Raw genomic sequence first — 19,373 nt, forward strand, 5'->3', positions numbered from 1 at the left:
TGGACCCGTACATCCCCCTGGCTGGTCTGCTGGACCGGCCGTGGGGCTGCTTTCGGTGCGAGCGGGGTCAGAGCCCGCTCCTCGAGCAGCCCATGCTGAGCGGCACCGGCCTGGAAGGAGGGCCGCGTGACCGCTGATCCGATGGACCCGCATGCCCTGACGCTGGCCACCGCCGATGGCTGTTGGCTGTGCAAGAGCTGGTACAAGGATGGTCGCGTGGAAGGCTACGCCTCCGCGCGGCTCTTCGACCTCAGCACGATCCTGGTGCTGAACCTGATGACCCTGGAGAGGCTGCTCCGCGACCTCATCAAGCGCCGCAACACCTGCGTGCTGCGCGGCGCCGTGATCGACCCGCAGAAGACGCGGGGACAGCGGCGCCTCCTGCACCCGGACCCGAAGACGGGCGACGCGCCGACGCTGCAGGAAGCCAAGCGCGCCTGGGTGGCGCTGGACATCGACGGCCTGCCGTTGCCGGCCGGTGTTGACCCGCGTGACCTCGAGGCCTGTGCCGTGGTGATGCGCAGCGTCCTGCCGCCAGCATTTCAGGATGCGGCGTGTCTGGTGACGGCGACGGCGAGCCACTGCATCAAGCCGGGGGCTCGGCTGCGCCCGTGGTTCCTGCTGGATCGACCGCTGTCAAAGCAAGAGCTCAAGATTTGGCTCAAGGATGCCCCCGTCGATCACAGTGTCTTCGGGGCGGTGCAGCCGATCTACACGGCCGGGCCGCGTTTCCTGGGCCTGTTTGATCCGCTGCCCCACCGGCTCGTCGTGCTGCCGGGCACCGAGCGCGTCGTGACGCCTTCTGCGACGGCCCTCATGCCGCCGCGGCCGGTGCGCCCGGCTCCGCAGAACCTCGTCTCGTCGCCCAACGGCTGGAGCACCCAGTATGGCCGAGCCGCCCTTGTCCGGGCGGCCAATGCCGTTCTTGAGGCAGGCGAGGGCAACCGGCATCCCACGGCAGTGGCCGAGGCGTGGAGCCTGTCGCGTCTCGTGGGGCAGGGGCTGCTCTCGGCCTCTGAGCTTTCCCGCGCGATCGAGGGTGCCCTGCGCCTTGCGGGAAAGCCGGCCGGTGAAGGCGCGCAAATCGTCGCCTGGGCGCTGCAGCAGCGTGGGGGAGGTGCCGCATGAGCGAGGCTGCGCATGACACAACGGATTTCACCGGGTCGTCTGGATCCTCCTCCTCCAACACCGAGAGCGATGCGGCCGCAGCTGATCTCCACCGCGCCGCGGAGCGGCTGGCTGACCTGGAGGAGGCGGACTTCAATGCGGTCGAGAAGGCGGAGGCGGCGAAGCTCGGTATCTCCGTGACCGCGCTTCGCCGGCTGCGGAACGAGGCTCGACAAAAGCGCAAGAAGGCGGAGAGGGCCGAAGACGCCGCTTCGGCTGCCGCGGAGAAGGAGGCACGGGATGCCAAGCGCCGGGCTGCCAGAGAGCCGGCTGCTTGGACCAGGATGATCAAGCGCCTGGTGGATCTCCCGAGGCAGGAGTGCGAGGCGGAGATTCAGCAGCTTGCCGCTGACCTGGGTCTCGGCGTCGGCGAACTCCGCTCCGCAGTGGCGGCAGAGAAACGGCGCCAGAGAGCAGTTCTGGAGCGCGCTTTGGGCGCCGCAGGCCCCTTGCCGATGGGGGAGGTCTTGTGGCCGCCCGGGTACAACATGGAGCCGGACGGCTTCTTCTTCACCCAGGGGAAGGATGACTTGGTGCGGCTCTGCGACCCCTTCCTGGTGGAGGGGGAGGCGCGCAACCCAGAGGGAGAGGACTGGGCACTATGCCTGCGCTGGGAAGACGGCGATGGGCGACCACACCGCTTCATCATGCCGCGGCAGATGACGGTTGAACCCGGCGCTGGACTGGAGACCGAGCTCATGCGGCGCGGGCTACAGGTCGACGCCGACATGACGGCGCGGACTCTGCTGCGCGTTGCCCTGAGCAAGGTCCGTACGGGCAGCCGCATCACGCTGATCGAGCGGTCCGGCTGGCATGGCAAGGCTTACGCGCTCCCCGATGGAGGGGTCATCGGCGCGCCGCCCGAGCCGCTTCTGCTCCGGTCTCCGACCGCGGCGGCCGCAGTTGCCAAGGCCGGCGACCTGGAGGGATGGAAAGCCGAAGTCGCGGCGCTGGCCGAGGGCAACGACCTGCCTGCCTTCTGCATGAGCGTGGCCTTTGCGGCTCCATTGCTGCAGCTGACAGGCGACGATGGTACCGGCTTTCACTTGTCAGGCGGTTCCAAGACCGGCAAGACCACCGCTCTGCAGAGTGCCGTTTCGGCTTATGGACCGCCCAACAAACTCGGTGCGCTGCGCGATTGGCGAACCACTGCCAACGGCTTCGAGGCGGCCTGCGCCCTCGCGAGCGACGGGCTGCTGGTGCTCGATGAGATCCATCAGGCCGACCCGCGCGAACTGACCGGCGCGATCTACGCTTTCGCCAATGGTGGCGGCAAGAGCCGCATGACGAAGAACCTGGTCGCACGCGAGCGCGCAACTTGGCGGCTGCTGCTGCTGTCCTCGGGCGAGGTCGGCGTCGCGACCATGGTGGAGCGGGCGGGCGAGAAGCTGCCTGCCGGCGCGGCCCTGCGGCTGATCACCCTCGAGGTGCCGAACACCGATGCCTGGCCCGTTAGGCACGGCCATGCCGACCGGGCAAGCATGATGATCGCTCTTCATGCTGGGCTCCGGCGCCACCACGGGGTAGCGGGGCGGGCGTTTCTAGCCCAGCTGGTGGCGGCGCGGCAGGCGGATGAAGAGGCGCTCCTGCAGCTGCTGATGGCCATGCAGACCCAGTTCGCGGAGACCTTGCCAGCAGAGGCCAACCCGCAGGTCCGGCACGCCGCCCGCTACTTTGCCCTGGTGGCCGCGGCCGGTGAGATGGCGATTGAATGGGAGGTGCTGCCCTGGGCTGCGGGGGAGGCCGAACGCGCCGTGCGCGCGGTCATGGCGGCATGGCTGGCGCGCCGCGGCGGTGTCGAGGCGGGTGAGGATCTGGAGGCCCTCAAGCGCCTGCGTGGCTTCATCAGCACCCACGGCGCGTCCCGCTTCGAGACGATCGGCCGCGGTGGCATCACTGAGGAGGTTGAAAGCCAGGACCCCCGGGTGATCAACCGTGTCGGTTGGCGTGAGAAGGAGGCTGGGAGCTGGCGCTACTTCATCTCTCTCGATGCCTGGCGGACCGAAATCTTCGCCGGCGCCGATGCTCAGACGGCGGCCCGTGCTCTGGCGAAGGTCGGGGTGCTGCAGCGAGAGGGGCGCAACATCCCAATCTACAAGCCCATCCCCGGCGAAGGCCGGGTGCGGGTCTACGCGGTTCGGGCCGGCATTCTGGCGGAGGGCCCCGAGGATGCGTGACGGAGATGCCCGAGACGGTGCGGGGAAGATCCGGACCAATCTGGACCCCTCCGGACCGCCAAAGCCGGACTCTAAGATCCTCTTTTCTCTCGATGATCCGGACAATCCGGACCGATCCGGACTGGGAATGCGTAGGGTCAGGCCGCTTCTGCGACCTCCGGCAGAAATTCTGCGCGGCTGGCAGTCTCGGTGGCAGCAGGAGGCGGCCCGGCAGGCAGAGCCCGGCGGCCTCGGACCTGAGGATGAGGGGCCGGATGGGGGGCGGAGGGCGGAGGGGGTGGATCCGGCCGCCCCCTTCGCTGAGGCCCTTGTTCCCGTGGCGGAGGACACCAAGGGCAGGCCGCCTTGGTGCAGCACCGGGGCAGAGGTGCGATCTGGCCTCGCGGGTTACCTGAGGGCCGGCTTACAGCGCCCGCCCGCTTGGGCGGACACGTCCAGCGTGCCGCCCCCTGGGGCGTGGTGCAGCTGCTGTAGCCGGCCGGGAGGCAGGGGAGGACGGTGGTGGCGTGAGCGGGAGGCGGCGACGGGATGGTGCTGCTGGACCTGCCATCCGCCGGTTCATCTGGAGCCGCAGGACGTGGTGGAGCACAGGACATGAAGGAGCCCATGAAGCGTCGGCAGCTGGCCGACAGGCCAGCCTCGGGCAGCCGCCTGGTTCGCCCGCCCGCGGATCAGCCGGACAATCCGCTGCGCGACGTCGGCGGAAGCCGCTGCGCCAGCACCAACGAGGTGCTGGTCGGCCAAGCGCTGAACGCCGTCTGGTCTCCTCCCGGCGAAACGGAGGGGGACCAGCTCAAGAAAGTTCGAGCGGTGTCGCAGGCTTTGGCGGCGTTCAAACCCCGCGACGAGATCGAGGGCATGTTGGCGGCGCAGGCCGTGGCGCTTCATTTTGGGGCCATGGAATGCCTCCGGCGGGCCATGGTGCCCAACCAGCCCTTCGAAACGGCCGCCAAGCTGCGCAAAGACGGGGCCAATCTGGCGCGGGCCATGACCGACATGGTGGAGGCGCTTGATCGCAAGCGGGGCAAGGGGCCGCAGGTGATGCGGGTGGAGCGGGTGGTGGTGCAGGAGGGAGGACAAGCCATCGTCGGTTCTGTCCAGCCGAGCGGGCGAACAGGGGGTAGGGAATGACAGAGCGGACGCAGAACCCCATGCAAGGCGCTCACGCCGCTGCCCGCTGCGGAGCGCGCACGCGGAGCGGAAGGCCCTGCGCCTCGCCCGCGATGGCCAACGGCCGCTGCCGGATGCACGGCGGCACCAGCACCGGTCCTCGTACTGCCGAGGGCTTAGCCCGTATCCGCACGGCGCGCACCACGCACGGCGGCCGCAGCGCGGAGATGCGGAGCCTGCGGCGGCACCTGCGCGAGCTACTCGCCCGCTCCGCCGAGCTCGTGGGGGAGCCGGAAAAGGGCAGCACGTGACCAGATGTCAGCGCCCGGCACCATTGGTCCCGTAGCTCGACCCTTGAGGACCACGAGCGTGAGAGAATTTCTCGGCCCGTGTAGATTTAAGCCTGGGGTCCTGCTTTCCGAGTCCGGTCTGGTCCGGATCTCCGGATGAGCGACTTGCTCGGTACGCCGCTTGGAGGACGTGCTAGCGCTGGTTGCCAGCTTGGAGGCCGCTATGGACCGTGGTGCGTAGCGCTTTGCGGGCCGTGCTCGGCTAGGGGGTCCGGCGGAGATGACGGCGGCTGGCTCTGGCCGATAGCGGCCGGGCTGCTTGGGAGAGCTGCCTATGCGAAAGCAGACCTTTGCCGCTCGCCATCCCAAGGCTGCGTTCGACCCCGAGCGGACCCTCGCGCGGATGCGACCGGGCGAGAGGGCGGGTACGTCAAGCGTCCGGCAAGCTGCCGAGTGGTCCTCAGGTCGACATCCCGGGCCTTGATGAGTCGGAATGCGACACCGTGTCTCGCCATGTTCGCCTTCCCAACGGAAGCCTGACCCCAAACCGCTAGGCGGTACGCCAGCTGACCAGAGCGGTGCGGCGGGATAGATGCCATGCACCAACCGATGCCGTTCCCTCTTCGCGCCGGTGCGGGCCCCTCGTCGCGAACTGCAGCTGCAGCCCCTTCCTGGGCGCCTTCAGCCGGCCATGTCGGCGCGGACTGCTCTGCGCCGCAGTCACGGATGACCTCTTACGACAAAGGAGCTACTCGGCGACCAAGTCCACACGACTGAAGAAGCGAGTGCCTGCCTTGCGAAGCGGGTGCTGCGGTGACTTGTCGAGATCGTCTGCTGCCGGCATCGCATCCGACTCTTCCACAACTACGGCGTAGTGGCCGAGGAGCGCCGCACGCTTCACGGGGACGCGGAACGCGGCGGTCCAGGTACGGTCAGCCCCGTTTCGCCCAGCGATGACAGGCTTGTCTTCCGACGTCCCGCTATCCATTGGCGTTTCGGCTTGCAGCAAGTCTCCGTGCTCCCCCTGCGCCACGATTTCCCGCGCCCCCCTCGTGTCCAGCACGGTTATAGAGACACTAACTGTGGGGGCCGGGGCTTGGCGGCGCAGCGTGTCTCCGGGACCGGACAGCTGGACTGTGAGGAGTGTGGAGCGGCCGCCATCCTCCAGGGCCGTCACAATCACCTTTCGGGCCGGTGGCATGACCGTCCAGACACTGGCTGGCTCAGAGCATCGGATCCCCCGTGGTCCCGCGCCAGTTCTCCGGTCCGGCCGCGCGTGCTCCTGCCAACGGACGAGGCCGAGGCGAACGAAGCGGTCGGTCAGGTGTCTGACTGCTTCGGGCGCGAAGGGGATGTCTGCGGTCCAGACATCGGTGGCCCGGTCATAGCGCGGCACGATGCGCAGGATGGAAGCGGTCGCCTCCTCTGTCAGGCCGCGGTTCAGGTCTCCGCCGGCGATCGGCACAAGCACAACATCTCGCCAAGCGTCCGCACCGCGATCGGACGCGGCGAAGTGTGCCCGCTCCAAGGGGAAGTAGGTAGGGAACCCGCCCGGCTCTGGATCCCGCAGCGGATCGCGCGCCCAAGCCGAAACGAAGGGTCCTAATGGTCCGATGTCGGATTCGATCAGCCGTCCGAGTGTCCCTTCGTCGAGCGTGATCGGAACCCTCGGCTCCGGCCCGAGGGCGGCGGGCGGCCACAGAATGATGCCAAGCTCCTCCCCCTCTCCAGCGGTGAACCAGGGGCGCCGCAGGGTGAGCCGCAACCCCACCTCCCGCGTCCGGGTCCAGACGAGCGCGCGGCCGGGAACCACGGTCGGACGTCCCCCATTCCAGACAAAGGTGGGGACGAGTTCCTTCGGATCGGGAGCGGCGGGACGGATCGTGGCGTTGAGCCAGATTGGCTCTGACACGGCCAGTACTTGGCCCGGCGCGTCCGTCTCGTCCGGTCGGAGTGTCGTCGCAGCGTGGCGCGGCAGCGCCGTCACGCGCAGCCGCACGCGCCGCGCTCCGCCATCCACGAGCGGTGTCCCGCGAACCGCCGTGAGGCCAGGGGTGGCCCGGAGCGCCGCTTGCCTCTGCAAGTTCCCGAGGCTGACTCGGGCATCCCTGGCGGAGCCGTGCGTCGGCGCGGGGATACCTGTGATCCGGAGTAGTTCCACCCTGCGAACGAGCGCGGAAAAGGAGAGTTCCCCGTCCGGTCCGTCCGATACGTTCAATGGGCGCGCGCTTAGGGGAACGAGATTCGGGCTGGCGGCAGGCGCCCCCTGGTCTAGCACTCGGTCGGGCGCGGCGATCTCCGCTTCGACGAGAATCCCCGCGGTGGTGGCGAGGTCGATCAGGACGTCGCCGCGCAAGATAGGCTGCACCGCGCCGTCTTGGTCCGGTTCGGCGCCCGGCCCCGTCGCCAGGAAGGTCTCCACGGCGGCGTCGCTGGTGTCAACGCGGCGGGCGAGCGAGAAGGGCACCTCCGGGACCGGCGTCGGCACGCTCGACGCGTCCCGGCGCGCGTGTAGGAGGGTGATGCGGCGCACCTTCGCGACGGCCTCCACCGGCCCCTGGCCGAGGCGGGCCCAGAGGAGCGAGGCGACCTCGCGCCGCGCCTCCGCTGGATCGCGCCCGGTCGTCGGCGTCAGCCCGGCGCAGGCGGTAGCGCCGAGCAGCTTGTTCAGCCCGTCACGGCAGTTCCCGCCACCCGCGACGGTGGCTAAGCGGGCGGCGCTGTCGCACACATCGAACCAGGAGGCGAGGTCCTCCAAGCTCGGCAGCAGCCAAGCCTCAAGGATGACCTCCTCGCCGGGACCGAGCCGGACCCGCACGCTGCGGACATGGGTGGCATTCGGCAGGGCAAGCCAGGCCGGCGCCGGCTCGACTGACAGGGACCGCACGCCCCGCCCCGCCGCCTCCACCTCCACGTGGACGGGCAGCACGTCCGGCCAGGGGTGCTGTGACAATTCGCGGGAGCCGCCGCGCAGCCGGACGAGCTGGGGTGCTTCCACCCAGGCCTCACCCGAAGCCTCCCGCAGCCCCACCACGAGGTAGGCGGCGGCCGGATCCGGGTAATAGGGCGCGGGCCGGTCGTGTTCGATGCCGAGGGGCAGCACGTGAAGGCGGGGCATTGCCCCCTCGCGGGCGGAGTTCGCATCCGGCATGGAGGAATCGTGCTGCTTGACCTCCCCCTCCAGCTTTAGTCGCCGGAGCATGTCGCGCGGCGCCTTGATTTTTAGCGGGCGGATGGTGTCTGGAACCGGCGGCGGAAGGGGAGGCGCCGGCTCGTTCTTGGGCGGCGCCGGCCGGGGGGGCTTCGGCTCCGTCAATTGGATCTTCGCGTCCCGCACATGCGGGCGGGCGTCGAAGACCTCGTGCAGCGAGGCGAACTCGAGGGAGACGGGGGGCACGAGCAGCACCCGCGCCGTGGAGCGCAAGGCCTTGTGCCGCTCCGGCGGCGTCCCGGGCCAGGTGAGCACGACGGCTTGCTCGGCCGTCTGTAGCGTGTCCTCGTGCATGGCATTCGGCCCGGCGATGGGGACGCTGTGCGGCAGGAGGACGAGCGGCGCCGCCACCGCCTCATGGCGGAGATAAGGGCGGCCGGGTTTGTCCAACGGCGGGACAGGCGCATCGCGCACCGTCTCGTAGAGCCGCGCCGCCTCCTCCAGTGGGCGGGTGATGCCGCCGAGCCAGACACGACGCATGCCCATGCGATACTCGCCGCGGATGCGGAGCGGGATGGCGGCGGCGCGCGGGCCATCCTGCTGGACGTCAGGGACGGTGATGGTCTGATTCAGGGCAAGGCCCCGCTCGAACGTCACCTCGACGTCCTTCTGCGTCCAACCTGGCCGGTGCTTGTCCCAGACGGGCGCGTTCGTGGCGGCGCCACCGGGATAGCCATCATAGATGCCGATCCGCTGATCCCGGTAGCAGACCAGCACCTCATCTTTGTCATGCCGCCGCGGATAAATGTCTGCCGGCGTGCAGGAGGCCGCATCGAGCTCGTGGCGCGCGAGGCCGCCCGTGCCGATGACCGCCAGTGCTGCCTCGATATAGTTCCCGCCATGGCCCGCCGACGCCCGCCTGGCTGCCGGGGGCGCCGACCCCAGCCCGGGGTCCGACCAGGTGATCTTGCGGTGTTGGGCGCAGCGCCATTCGATGCGCGTCATCCCGTCGCGCCCGTCCTGCACAACGAGGCCAATGTCGAGGCGGTCGAAGGTGCGCAGTTCCTCGGAGCATCGGATGGATTCCTCGAGCTTCGGCAGCGGTTCGGACACGCCGAGGCGAACGAGGGCGAGGCCGGCGGTAAGGGGATCACTCGCGGGCTGCTCCTCCTGCGTCCCCGCCGTCAGCGCTTGGGCATTGCGATCGGATTCGATCGCCAGCGCGGGCTCGAGCGTGATCACGGCGTGATCGGGACCTGTGATGCGCCTGCCACCGAGAACGACAACGCCGTCGCGCTCAAGGACCTCCAGCCCGGCGGTGGGAGACGGACCGCCCTTGTCCCACTCAGCGCGCGGGACGGGATAGAAGCCGTTCACCGCGGTGCCGACGTCGAGCTTCGCCGCCGTGCCCTCCGCCTTTTCCTCGAACGGCGGGATCCGCAGGCACCAGTAAGAGGCGCCGGCGGGCATGGCCGGTGGACAGAGGAGAACGTCGCGCACAAAGCCAAAGAGACGGAGCAGCGAGGGTGAGGCCATGAGCTGGGCCACGCGGCGCGTGGCTTGGCTGGACGGGGGCGGCGCCGGCGGCCCAGCCGGCGCCGCCCCGTCCGACAGGCCCTCCACTGCGGCATGGTGCAGGGCGTGCATGCGATCGAAAACATCGAGCATGTCGCGCCCATCCATCCCGAGGGCGTCCCGTGTCAGCGCCTCGGGGTCCAGCGGGCGGGCATAGGCAAGGTCCCCCGCGCGGCGCGCCGTGCTGTCCCCGCTGGTGCGTGCGCCGAGCCACTCACCGATGTTGGGCGGGCCAAACAGCCGGTCCCGGTCGCGGTCTGAGAGGATGTTAGCGTGCCGGGCGGCGAAGCGGGTGGCCGTATCGGGCTGCCCGAGCCAAGGACGGCCGAGCGCGGCGAGGGCGTAGGCCGGCGGGCGCGTCGGCACGTGGGCGAGGATCGGGCTGTCCGGCGCGGCGAGGGTATCCAAAACGGCGCGGCCCCTCTCCAGGGGAATGGCGATCCCTGCCTCGGCGGTCGGCAGGGGGAGGACGGCGGCGCGGCGCTCCGGCGGGGCCGGGTCTGGCTTCGCCTCCCAGACGGATAGGGTCTCCTCCCAGACTCCGTCCCCACCCGTCCCGCCGGTCATGATCCGCCGCCACAGGGCGTCCAGACGCCCCATAAACTCGTTTGGGCTCCGGCCGGTGGGCTCGATCGCCCATTCCTCCTCTACCCCTTGGTCCCATGCGGCGCCTGTTTTCCGGAGCGCCCGCACCGCCCTCGTTAGGGTGTCCTGAGCGCGGTGCGCCCCGGAGGGCCAGTCGGCGAGCGAGATGGCCGGCCACCCCGCCTTCAGTTGGCGCGGCAGCAGCACGATCGCGGCGCGCAGCGTCCCTACCTTGGGGCCCGGCCCCGCCGGCACGACCTGGACGAAGAAGCTGGCATTAATGCTCATGAGTCGACCCTCCGTGGCGGGAGGCGCAAGCCGGTGTCGTAGAGCCTTCGATGGGCGGACCAGTCCTCGAGCGGCGAGGGCACGTTCGTCCGGCCGATCCCCGCCGGGACGGACGCGACGGCAGCGACAGGGGCCGTGAGGGCTACGGGGATCACGCTCGGCACACCGTTGGCAGCGGAAGTCGTCGTCACGCGGGCGGGGGGCTCGCCGGACCCGCCGCCGAGATGCCCGCCCTCGCTGCGCCAGACCGGAAAGCTGATCTTGATATCAGCGATGCCGATGCTGAAGCTGTAGGAGAGGGTGGCCTCCCCCGCCATCTGGCCGCTGTCGTAGAACATTCGGAGATAGAAGCCCGAGGTGACGCCGAAGCCCGCGACGGTCCCGACGAAGGCGGCGGTGAAGGTGCCGAAGAGGCGGATCGGTTCATCCCGATTGCCCTGCGTAAGGTACAGCCCGGCCATGATGCGCCCGACCCCCTCCAGGGGACCGAAGTTGATCGTCGCAGCACCGCCGAATTCGAGGCTGATATCGAGGCGGCGCGTGCCCTTCGCATCCGCTTCGGCATAGACGAAGCCCGCACCACCATAGGGCGCGCAACTGATGACGAACGGCGCCCGACGGGAGGAGAGGGCGAGCCGGGCGATTCCCTCACCCTTGTCGAAGGGAAGCTCAAAGTGACCGTTGAAGGAGACGTTGGCGAAGCCGAGGGTGCCGATGTTGAAGCCAGGGATGGCGAGGCGGAACCCCGCGCGAAGACCGGCGCCGGTCGGGCGCGGCTCCACGTAGGGGCCGTTGGGCTTGCTCTGGCCGGCACCGCCGCCGCCGTTCTTGTAGCCGAGATACGCGGCGAGGGCTGCGAGGAAGACCAGCGGCCCATCGAGCACCACGCGATCGAAGGGCGCGTCGAAGCGGGAGGACTGGCCGGTGCCCGCCGTGAAGGTGAACTCCTTGAACTTGAGGGTGAGCATCTCCAGGACGACGAGGTCAAAGCTTGAGAGCGTCGCCCTGATTCCGAGCTGGACGTTCGGCGGTGGAAGGCTGTCCTGCTGCAGGTTATGGCTCACGCTGATGCGCGCCTTGGCCGAGAGCGTCAGAGCCGGCGCCTCGGGCGTGCCCGGTGGCGCGCCCGGCGGCGGCGGCGCATAGGGCTTGAAGACGATCGGCCCGAGGGGGTACCTGGTTCTCAACGGCAACTTGTAGTCGTAGGTCCGGCTGATAGAGGTCGGGACCAGTTGCGCGACGACGTCTTCGATCTTCTGGCGAATGTCCCCGAGGTCGAGCATCTGCACGAGCTGCGCGGCGACCGCGGCCGCCAGGTTGCTGAGGATCGCGTCGAGGAGCTGCTGCGGGGCAGTCTTACGCTCCTGCCAGTCCTGCAACAGGCGAAGAGCAGTTACAGCAGGGTTCGGGCTGGCTGATGCGGCGGCGGCTGTCCATCGCGCGCGCTCAGCCACCACCTCGTCCGTGGTGCCTCGCGCGCACGCCTGACCGGGGGCCAAGCCGATGAACACGGCGCAGGCCAAGCGCGGCGGGCCGGTATAGCCGAGGCGGGCCTCGAACAGCGTGAGTTCGTCCGCGGCCGTGTCCCGAGCGTCGATGAAGGGACCGTAGGCTTCGGCAACGCCCCCGAGCATCCGCCGCGCCGCATGGTCCAACACGTCCTTGGCCATCGGCGCGATGCGGGCCAGGAAGAGGCGGCCAAGCAGCGTCTCGGTGATGCCCTTCAGGCTGGCCGGCAGTTTCTTAAATTCCTTTCCGGCCGCCCCCAGCGCCGCGGCGGCGTCGGCCGGCGAGGCAGGGAGCGCCACCAGCGCCGCGTCGAGCTGGTCCAGCGCCTGCTCAAGCGGCACGATGACCTCCTTCGCCGCGTCCTCGCCCAGCGCGGCCTCCAGGGCGCGCTGGGCCGGGGCCAGTAGGGTCTTCGGCGGCGCAAGGACCTGCAGCAGCTCGCGGGCGATGGCGGCCAGTTCATCGAGGCGCGCGCGGATGCGGTTGGTCAGCGCAGTGTCGCCCGCCGCGATCAGCGCCCTCGCCCGGGTAGTCAGCGTGTCCAGCCAGCGCTCGGCCGCCCCCGCCACCGCCGCCCAGGCGCTGGTCAGGCGCTGCCACTCCCTCACCGCCGCTCGGGCGTCGCAGGACGGACCCGGCAGCGGCGCGGTCGCCAAAAGAGCCCTCCCAGCGCCATCCAGTTCCGCCAAGCCGTTAAGCAGGTCGTTCGTCCTGGCCGGTACCTCCCCGCCCAGGTCGCAGATGGCCACCCACAGCCTCGCGCACCAGCCAGCCCCGCCGGGGACGGCACAGGCGTTCGCGTCTGGCTGAGGCCCGCAGGGGATGAGCCCGGCTAGCTCGCCGCGGACCAGGATAGGGCGCAGCGGATCGAGCGCCGCTGTCGCCTTCTCGCACAGATCCGCGGCCCCCCCCTCCGCCCAGGGACGCAGGACGGTAATCGCGCGCGCCGTCAGGGCGTGGGCCACGGCGGCAAGGTTAAAGCGGCTAGCCGCGACGCCGGCTGCGTATAGATCGACGAAGGCCTCCGGCAGGTGGGCATTCCGAATGGAGGCGGGCGCCTGGTCCGCCAGCTTCCCCAGCACCACCTCAACCGGCCCGCCCTGCTGCTCCGCGAGTGCCATCAGGCGTGTACTAGCCTCGGTCGCGACCGCTGCGCGGAATTCAGCTAGTGTGTCTGGCAGGCGGCGCGATGCGACCGTCTGGAAGGCCTCAGTCAGAGCCTGGCCGATCCTCAGGGCGACGCCGTTCAGCAACGCGCGCTCCACCTCGGCTCCGACATAGCGCGCGATCAGCCAGGCTTCGTTCACCGGCTGGATGAAACCCTCGGCCGCACGAACGGCGTCCTGCACGGCCTGCATTAGTTCCGGCAGCGCGAGCAGGTTCTGGCCAAGGGTCCGGAGCCTGTCCGTTAGACCCTCGCGCAGCTTCTCAAGTTCTCGCCGGCTGAACTGCGCCAGCGGTGCTAGCGGCGCGGAGGCGACGCGCTCCACCTCCTCCGCCAGCGTGCGGAGGGAGGCGACGGCTGCGGGATAGAGGGTTACTGCGGCGTCGGGATCGTTGACGATTCCCCGGACGTCGTCGCGGGCGTGGCGGAGAGCTTTCGCGAACTCCGGATAGACCTCGGCGAGGACGGGGTTGTGTTCGAAGGGCCGATGTAGGCCGTCCAAGGCCGCGCCCAGTTCCTCGACGATCTTGATGATCGTCGGATCACTGGTGAATTCCACGACCTCCTTCAGCAGCGGCGCGGCGGCGCCCTGCACCCCATTCAGCAGTTCCTTGAAGGTGAGGAGGCCGAGGAGCTTCGCATCGTCTGCGAAGAAGTCGGGTGACAATCCGAACGACGCTTGTTTCGCCGTCCCGCCCACCGGGCCGATCCGTGCCAGGCCGCGGATCGGCTGCTCCGGCCGGCCGACTGCCCCGCCGCGATCACCGCCGTCCCCGAACTCCAACTTGGCGTCGTCCGGCGCGAGAACCCGCAGGAAGGTGTCCTGATCGACGCCGTCACCCTTTCGGGCGTCATCCTCGGTGGGTCTCAGCCCTTGCTGAAGGTAGCGGTGGGTGTAGGTGACCGTCAGCTCCCCGATGTCGCGGCCGGAAAAGCGGCTGGCCGGCCCGGGCCGGATGTAGGCCTGCTGCAGGCGAGGATAGAAGGGCGGCTGGTCGTCGCTCTCCAGCGTCGAGTCCATCGAGAAGGACGGCCGCGTCCTGACCTCCTCCTCCGCGTTGGACGGCAGGATCACCGGGCGGTCGTGCTCGGGGAGCTCCTCCCGGCTATCGGCGCGCAGCAGCCACTCGCGCGTCTCGTAGCTCGTGTCGCCCGGCTGGCGTTCCGGCGCGTAGCGGCGCTTAGCGCCATGGTGCTGCAGACGCCGCCGCGTATCGTCCACCTTCACGGTTGATGTGTAGTAGTCCTGCAGCCAGCGCATCTCGTCCGGCTCGTGGGCGGCTTGGTTGTCCACGAAGAGCAGCGGTAGATCCACAACGTCGGCGGCGCCGTCTACGCGCAGGCGGAAGCGCACGTCATTCTCCCGACCCGGGGCGGTGCGCGGCCAGAAGATCAGGCCCACACCGTCCTTACGCAGCAGGGTGCCGCGAAGCTGCTCCTGGAACTTCGGCTCGGTCACGATGCGGCGCGGCAGGAAGGGCTCGATGAGATCCGGCGTCTGACGCGTCATGATTTCGACTGACGTCGCCGGCCAGCCGCGCCCGGCGAAGGGCTGCGCGATCGCGCCATAGGTCTTGATGGGAGAGGCGACCTGGATGAAGAGGCGCTGTGTCAGAAATGCCACTGGCCCGCCGCAGACGCCGGGCGGCGCCGGCTCGAAGCGCCGCTCGGTGACCTTCACAAGCGTCGCGCGGTGGCCGAGGGGATAGAGAAAGCCCTTGTAAAGCACCTCCGTGACAACATCGCGGCCGAGCACGATCCGGCTGCGCCAGCGCTCCACAGCGAAGGCCGCGAAGAGGTTCGTGCTGTCCGGACGGCGCAGCGCTGCTGGCGGCGTGAAACGCGCATCGAGATCGAGTGTCCCCCCCATCGCCGAGAGGGTCATGAGCCGCGTCGGCAGGGTCTGCGGGACGTAGAGCGCCTGATCCTTCCCGTCGGCGATGTCAACCAGTGCATAGCCGTCCGGCGGCGCGAGCTGGCTGACATGCAGCTTACCGTCTGGTCCGCGCCGGGGCAGCACGGGCAACCCGTGGACGCCGGAAAGCCCGACGATCTGGTGCCGGTCGAAGGCGTCCAGCGCTCCGCGGAACCAAGTGACCGGATCCTGACCCGAGCCCACCGGGGGGTTAATCCAACTATTGCCGGTGCCGCGGAGCGGCAGGTTCTCGCCCAGGCCGAGTGCCTCCGGCACGAAATCAGGGGAGCCGAGGGCGCGCAGCGTGTGCATCCGCCCCTCTGTCTCCCGCAGTTCCGCGCGCCAGAGGGGGGCGGGGTCAGAGGGGGAGGACGGCGGATCGGGCGCCGGGTGGAACCGTGCATCCCCCGCGGGCGAGAGGTGCAGGCGAGCCGGGAGCGCGATGCGCGTGCGGAACGCGAAGCGCGCCTCGTCCTCCAGTCTCGCCGTCTCGTCGTTCCGTTCACGTTCGGTCTTGGCCGCCTCTGCGGCCTGGCGGCGGAGCGCGATGCGCGCCTCCTCCTCCCGCCGCGCCGCGTCATCCTTGAGGTCATGGTCGGTCTTGGACGCCTCTACGACCTGGCGCAGGCGCTCCTGCGCGTTGGTGCCGGGCCTGATGCCCTGCCTCCCGAGGGCATCCCGCAACTCTCCGGGCGTCTTCGGCTCGAAGCGTTCGGCGCGGCGCGAGACGCGGAGCGGCAGGCTCTTCCACTCCAGCAGCGTGGACAGGGCGTAGGGCAGCTCGTCCCGGGCGGCCGGCTTGCTCTTCGTGTGGCCCCACTCGAAGACGAGGTGCGTGACGCCGGCAGCCCGTGCCTCCACCGGTCGCCCCCAGTGCGTCGGGTCCACGCAGCCGCCCGCCGCCCATGGGAAGGGTTCGGTGTAGGCGACACGCAATGCCTGCTCAACGGCTCCCTTGGCTGAGGCCGGCGCGAAGTCAGGGACGAGCTTCCACATCTCCCGCAGCGCCGTGATGATGCCGGGGTCGTTGAACTCGCCCTCCCAGGGGGCAACCGGCTCTCCCGGCTGCGCCGTCCCCCAGGCGCCCTTGTCGTAGAATTGCCTAGGGCCTAGCGCCTGAGTCGCTCGCCAGGCGCGCTGGATGATGCTGTGGTCGTCGTCCCGACGCTCCGCCTCCAGCAGCAGATTCTGGAGGAGTGCAAGCGCCCAGGCCCGTTTGTCCTCCTCGGTCCCACTTTCCGGGAAGGGGTGGGCGGCAATCAGATCGGTGACGATGATGCGGCCGAGTCCGAGCGGGATGCGGTGCAGGGGCGGCGTGGGATCCCGCTCCATAGCCATGGTGGCATCGCGCGCAGCCTGCCGGGCTTGCGGCGTGAAGGCGAGATCCTCATCGAACCAGAAGTGGTCGGGATGGGCGTCCGTGATACCTGGGAGGTAAGTCTTCAGGATATCGCGATACCGCTGGACGAAGGAGGCGAAGGTCGCCCCGTCCGGCCCTTTGATCTCGTCGAACACCGTCGCGCGCTGCGCTGTGTCCCTTGCGCGGTCGCGGCGCTTGTCCTCGTCCAGCGACTTGTCTGGTGTCGGGATCGGCGGCCGACGCCTCGCGAAGGCGTGCTCCAGCACGTGCTGCGGCGGGAATTCCACGCGCAGGAGCGGCTGCCGCGCTACCGTGCCTGCGGCCCTTACGTCGAGCGGAGGCCGCCCCGGCCGCGCTGCAACCAGAGTTTCAGTCTCTGGAGGGAGTAAGCGCAGGACGGGCGCGCCGGAGCCAGCAACGAGCGTCACGTGCTGGAAACCGAACACGAGGCTGAGAAGGTCTCGCTCGCGGCGCACAGTCAGCCGCGCGTCGTCGAGGGACAGGCTGATCGGCGGCGTCCCGCCTTGGCCGAGTTCCACGAGGCTGATAGCCCCGTCCGCCTTCGGTGCGCCGAGCCCAAACACCAACCGGGTTGGCCAGAAATCAAGCCGCCCGAGGTCGGCATATGCCTGCGGGACTGAGCCATTTCTGGTCTTCTCGAGCGGGAGCCGGATTGCGCAGTGCCGAAGAATGGCGCTCACGTTGAAGGTCCGGATCACTCCGCGCCCGGCTTCCACCTGGAGATCGGGAGGACCATCGGGCGTTTTTTCGATGATGAGGCCAATGCCGCCCGGCGCCTCGATGCGCTGGGGCTTGTCTCCCAGGCGAAGCTGGACGTGTGCCTCACGATCTCCAGTCGTCGTCAGCCCGAACGCGGCTTGGGTGTCACCGTCCCGCAGGGCCGCAGCCCGAAGGATGGTTGCGCCAATCTCCAGCTGGAGGCGACCTGTGGCAAAAGCTGCGACGCGCAGCTTGCCAGTGCGGCCGAGGAGGACCGCGTCTGCGGAGCCAGTGAGACGTACCGCCCGCCCTGATTTTTCTCCGATGAGGACGGCCACCTCAGTGCTTCCAGCCGGAGCTCCGCGCGCAAGGAGCGCGACTCCATTGGCTGCGGGCGCGCCAGGCAGCAGCCGCCATCGAGATGCTGATGGAAGCCCACTCCATGGCCGCAGAGCAACGCTTGTCAGCAGGTCCGGTGCAAGGTCTCGACCCAGGCTGATCTGGGCCGACGCCAGCTGCACGTGTTGCGGGAAAAGCCGTGCCAGGACACGGGTTCCTTCCCAGGTCACCGCACCCTCAAGCCGCGCCGGCTCCGCCCCTATTGCTGGAAATGCCGTGCGGCCAAAGGCCACCGCCCGCACGTCTGTCAGGAACAGGGCGCCACTCACCGCCCATCCGGCCGCCCGGCGCTCGAAGGTGACGCGAAGCGTTGCGGGCTGGTCCAGCAGACGTCCCGTGCACGTGATGGTCTGCACATCAGGATTTCCCCCGATACTGATCATCGCGTCGGGCCCGAAGGTGGAGAGGACTGCGGAGCCTGAAACCGCCCAAACGCTTGCACCGGCATAGTGAACGACAAAGCCGCCGGATGCCGGCTGAACGAGTAAGTCCGGTGGACCGACGTTCGCGATTACGGGGGCACCGATCGATGCCAGGAGAACACGGCGGCGTATGCGTGGCAGCTCTGACACGGAAACGTTGCCTCGCATCTTCTGGTGTTGTCCCTGGGCACTGGCCTCGGACACACCGCTTGATTAGGGCAGAATGATGGGTCCGGGATTGAGCAGCTCCTGTATCCCGGGCGGGGGGTCCCCGGTGTCTTCCCCTGACACAGGATCGCCGGGCGGACCGATGGAAGCTGCGAGCCTCACCAACTCGCATCGGCTGAAGCGGGCGTTTTGTCCGGCAGCAGCAATCGCTGCTGTCAGGCGGGCCATGTCCTGATCCGAGAGGCGAACGCACCCGTGCGTTGCGCGCAGCCGCCCACCGCTGCCTGGGGCACCTCCATGGATCATAAGTCCGATGCGGCCGTTGCCAGCTGCGGTTAGCGCCTGTCCCGCCGTCGGGCGCAGCACCAACGCCCCGTTCGGACCATAAGACCGGCTTCTGTAGTTGGTCTCGTCGCCGGTGGCTACCACTCTGGGGATCTCGTAAGTGCCCGTCGGCGTGTCCCCATAGGGTTGAATGGGATTGCGTGCCGGGTTCTTGTGTGCCTTCGCGGTGGCGTTGTCGCTGCGGCCGAACGCCGGGTAGGGTCCACCGAGCCGGCGGCCGGATCCGTCCTGAAGGATGAGGGTACCGGTCTGGTCGCGGTCCTCGGATAGCTCCACCCTTATTACAAGGTCCACCGGTTGGGCGGCCGATCGGCGCGAGGACGTGACACCGCTAGCAAACGCGGCGAGCAATAAGGCGTATTGGCGGCGAGATGTCGTCAGTGAATGGTTTCGAGGGCTGCTGACCGACTTTTCGGGCACCGCACTGCCTCCCAATTCGCACCATGCGTCTAGCTCGATGCTGTCCTATCGTGTTTAAGATTGTAGTTGCGTTATCGTAATGTCAATCGGTCCGCACGGGGTACGTCGCGAACTGGTTGCCGAGCGCACAAGGCGAGGAGCCCGGTGCCAGCGCTGACCATATAGACTGGCTGCGGCCGGGTCCCTACCAAGCACCTTCGGAAGAAAGGGAATTGCTGGCAGCATCAAATCCGTGTCCATCAGGCCGACAACGGTGGCGGCGATAACGAGCGCCAATCCCACCCGCGGTCTTGTTACGTTGCCGTCCACCAACCGTCCGGCGCCTGCACAAGGCGCCATTGGGCCGTCCAAGCCGTTTGCCAGGACCCCGTCGTGCTCGCGGATGACTGGCAAAGTCCGCTTTCAAGAAATCCAATGGTGGCCGGCGGCGTCCGGAGTGAGCGCGAAGCGGAATAGTGCGGTCTGACCAACTCCGACCGACAGCTTTCGGGCGATAACGCAGGAAGCTGTCATCGTTAAGACTGCGGCGAGCACTCGTCCAGGCTCACGCTGGGCCTTGGTAAGGCGCTGGAGATCAGCGGACCAGAAAGTGGTTCACCGTTTTCTC

7 protein-coding genes are annotated in these 19,373 nt (G+C 68.9%); 4 read left to right on the forward strand and 3 right to left on the reverse strand.

Annotation, left to right across the window (positions count from 1 at the left end; all coding sequences use genetic code 11):
* Window positions 1-126 precede the first annotated feature (126 nt).
* The 4 genes from E0493_RS20030 (at window position 127) to E0493_RS23835 (ending at window position 4,765) form a co-directional block, all read left to right on the forward strand.
* Window positions 127-1,128: a hypothetical protein gene (locus tag E0493_RS20030; RefSeq protein ID WP_160939036.1), complete on the forward strand. Its 1,002-nt coding sequence runs from the start codon at window positions 127-129 to the stop codon at window positions 1,126-1,128.
* Window positions 1,125-3,344: a DUF927 domain-containing protein gene (locus E0493_RS20035; RefSeq protein ID WP_160939037.1), complete on the forward strand. Its 2,220-nt coding sequence runs from the start codon at window positions 1,125-1,127 to the stop codon at window positions 3,342-3,344. Before E0493_RS20030 ends, E0493_RS20035 begins: the two co-directional genes overlap by 4 nt.
* A gap of 594 nt (window positions 3,345-3,938) precedes the next feature.
* On the forward strand, window positions 3,939-4,475 hold the full coding sequence (locus E0493_RS20040; RefSeq protein ID WP_160939038.1) for a hypothetical protein: 537 nt from the start codon (window positions 3,939-3,941) through the stop codon (window positions 4,473-4,475).
* Window positions 4,476-4,495: 20 nt separating this feature from the next.
* Window positions 4,496-4,765 carry an HGGxSTG domain-containing protein gene (locus E0493_RS23835; RefSeq protein WP_302466836.1) on the forward strand — a complete coding sequence of 90 codons (270 nt, stop codon included), beginning with the start codon at window positions 4,496-4,498 and terminating at the stop codon, window positions 4,763-4,765.
* Window positions 4,766-5,492: 727 nt separating this feature from the next.
* Here E0493_RS23835 and E0493_RS20045 read toward each other — a convergent pair.
* From E0493_RS20045 to E0493_RS23970, 3 genes are all read right to left on the reverse strand, one after another.
* On the reverse strand, window positions 5,493-10,343 hold the full coding sequence (locus E0493_RS20045) for a hypothetical protein (protein ID WP_160939039.1): 4,851 nt from the start codon (window positions 10,341-10,343) through the stop codon (window positions 5,493-5,495).
* Window positions 10,340-17,350, reverse strand: coding sequence for a hypothetical protein (locus E0493_RS20050; RefSeq protein WP_160939040.1), 7,011 nt, complete (start codon window positions 17,348-17,350; stop codon window positions 10,340-10,342). Before E0493_RS20050 ends, E0493_RS20045 begins: the two co-directional genes overlap by 4 nt.
* Window positions 17,351-18,046: 696 nt before the next feature.
* Window positions 18,047-18,766 carry a L,D-transpeptidase gene (locus E0493_RS23970; protein WP_367614555.1) on the reverse strand — a complete coding sequence of 240 codons (720 nt, stop codon included), beginning with the start codon at window positions 18,764-18,766 and terminating at the stop codon, window positions 18,047-18,049.
* Window positions 18,767-19,373 lie beyond the last annotated feature (607 nt).

The sequence above is a fragment of the Teichococcus coralli genome (genome assembly GCF_009829925.1).
GTDB lineage: Bacteria > Pseudomonadota > Alphaproteobacteria > Acetobacterales > Acetobacteraceae > Pseudoroseomonas > Pseudoroseomonas coralli.

Bases quoted from the DNA above. Each gene is read 5' to 3' on its own strand.
- E0493_RS20035 (WP_160939037.1), top strand. From the start codon at position 1,125: ATGAGCGAGGCTGCGCATGACACAACGGATTTCACCGGGTCGTCTGGA.
- E0493_RS20040 (WP_160939038.1), top strand. From the start codon at position 3,939: ATGAAGGAGCCCATGAAGCGTCGGCAGCTGGCCGACAGGCCAGCCTCG.
- E0493_RS23835 (WP_302466836.1), top strand. From the start codon at position 4,496: ATGCAAGGCGCTCACGCCGCTGCCCGCTGCGGAGCGCGCACGCGGAGC.
- E0493_RS20045 (WP_160939039.1), bottom strand. From the start codon at position 10,343: ATGAGCATTAATGCCAGCTTCTTCGTCCAGGTCGTGCCGGCGGGGCCG.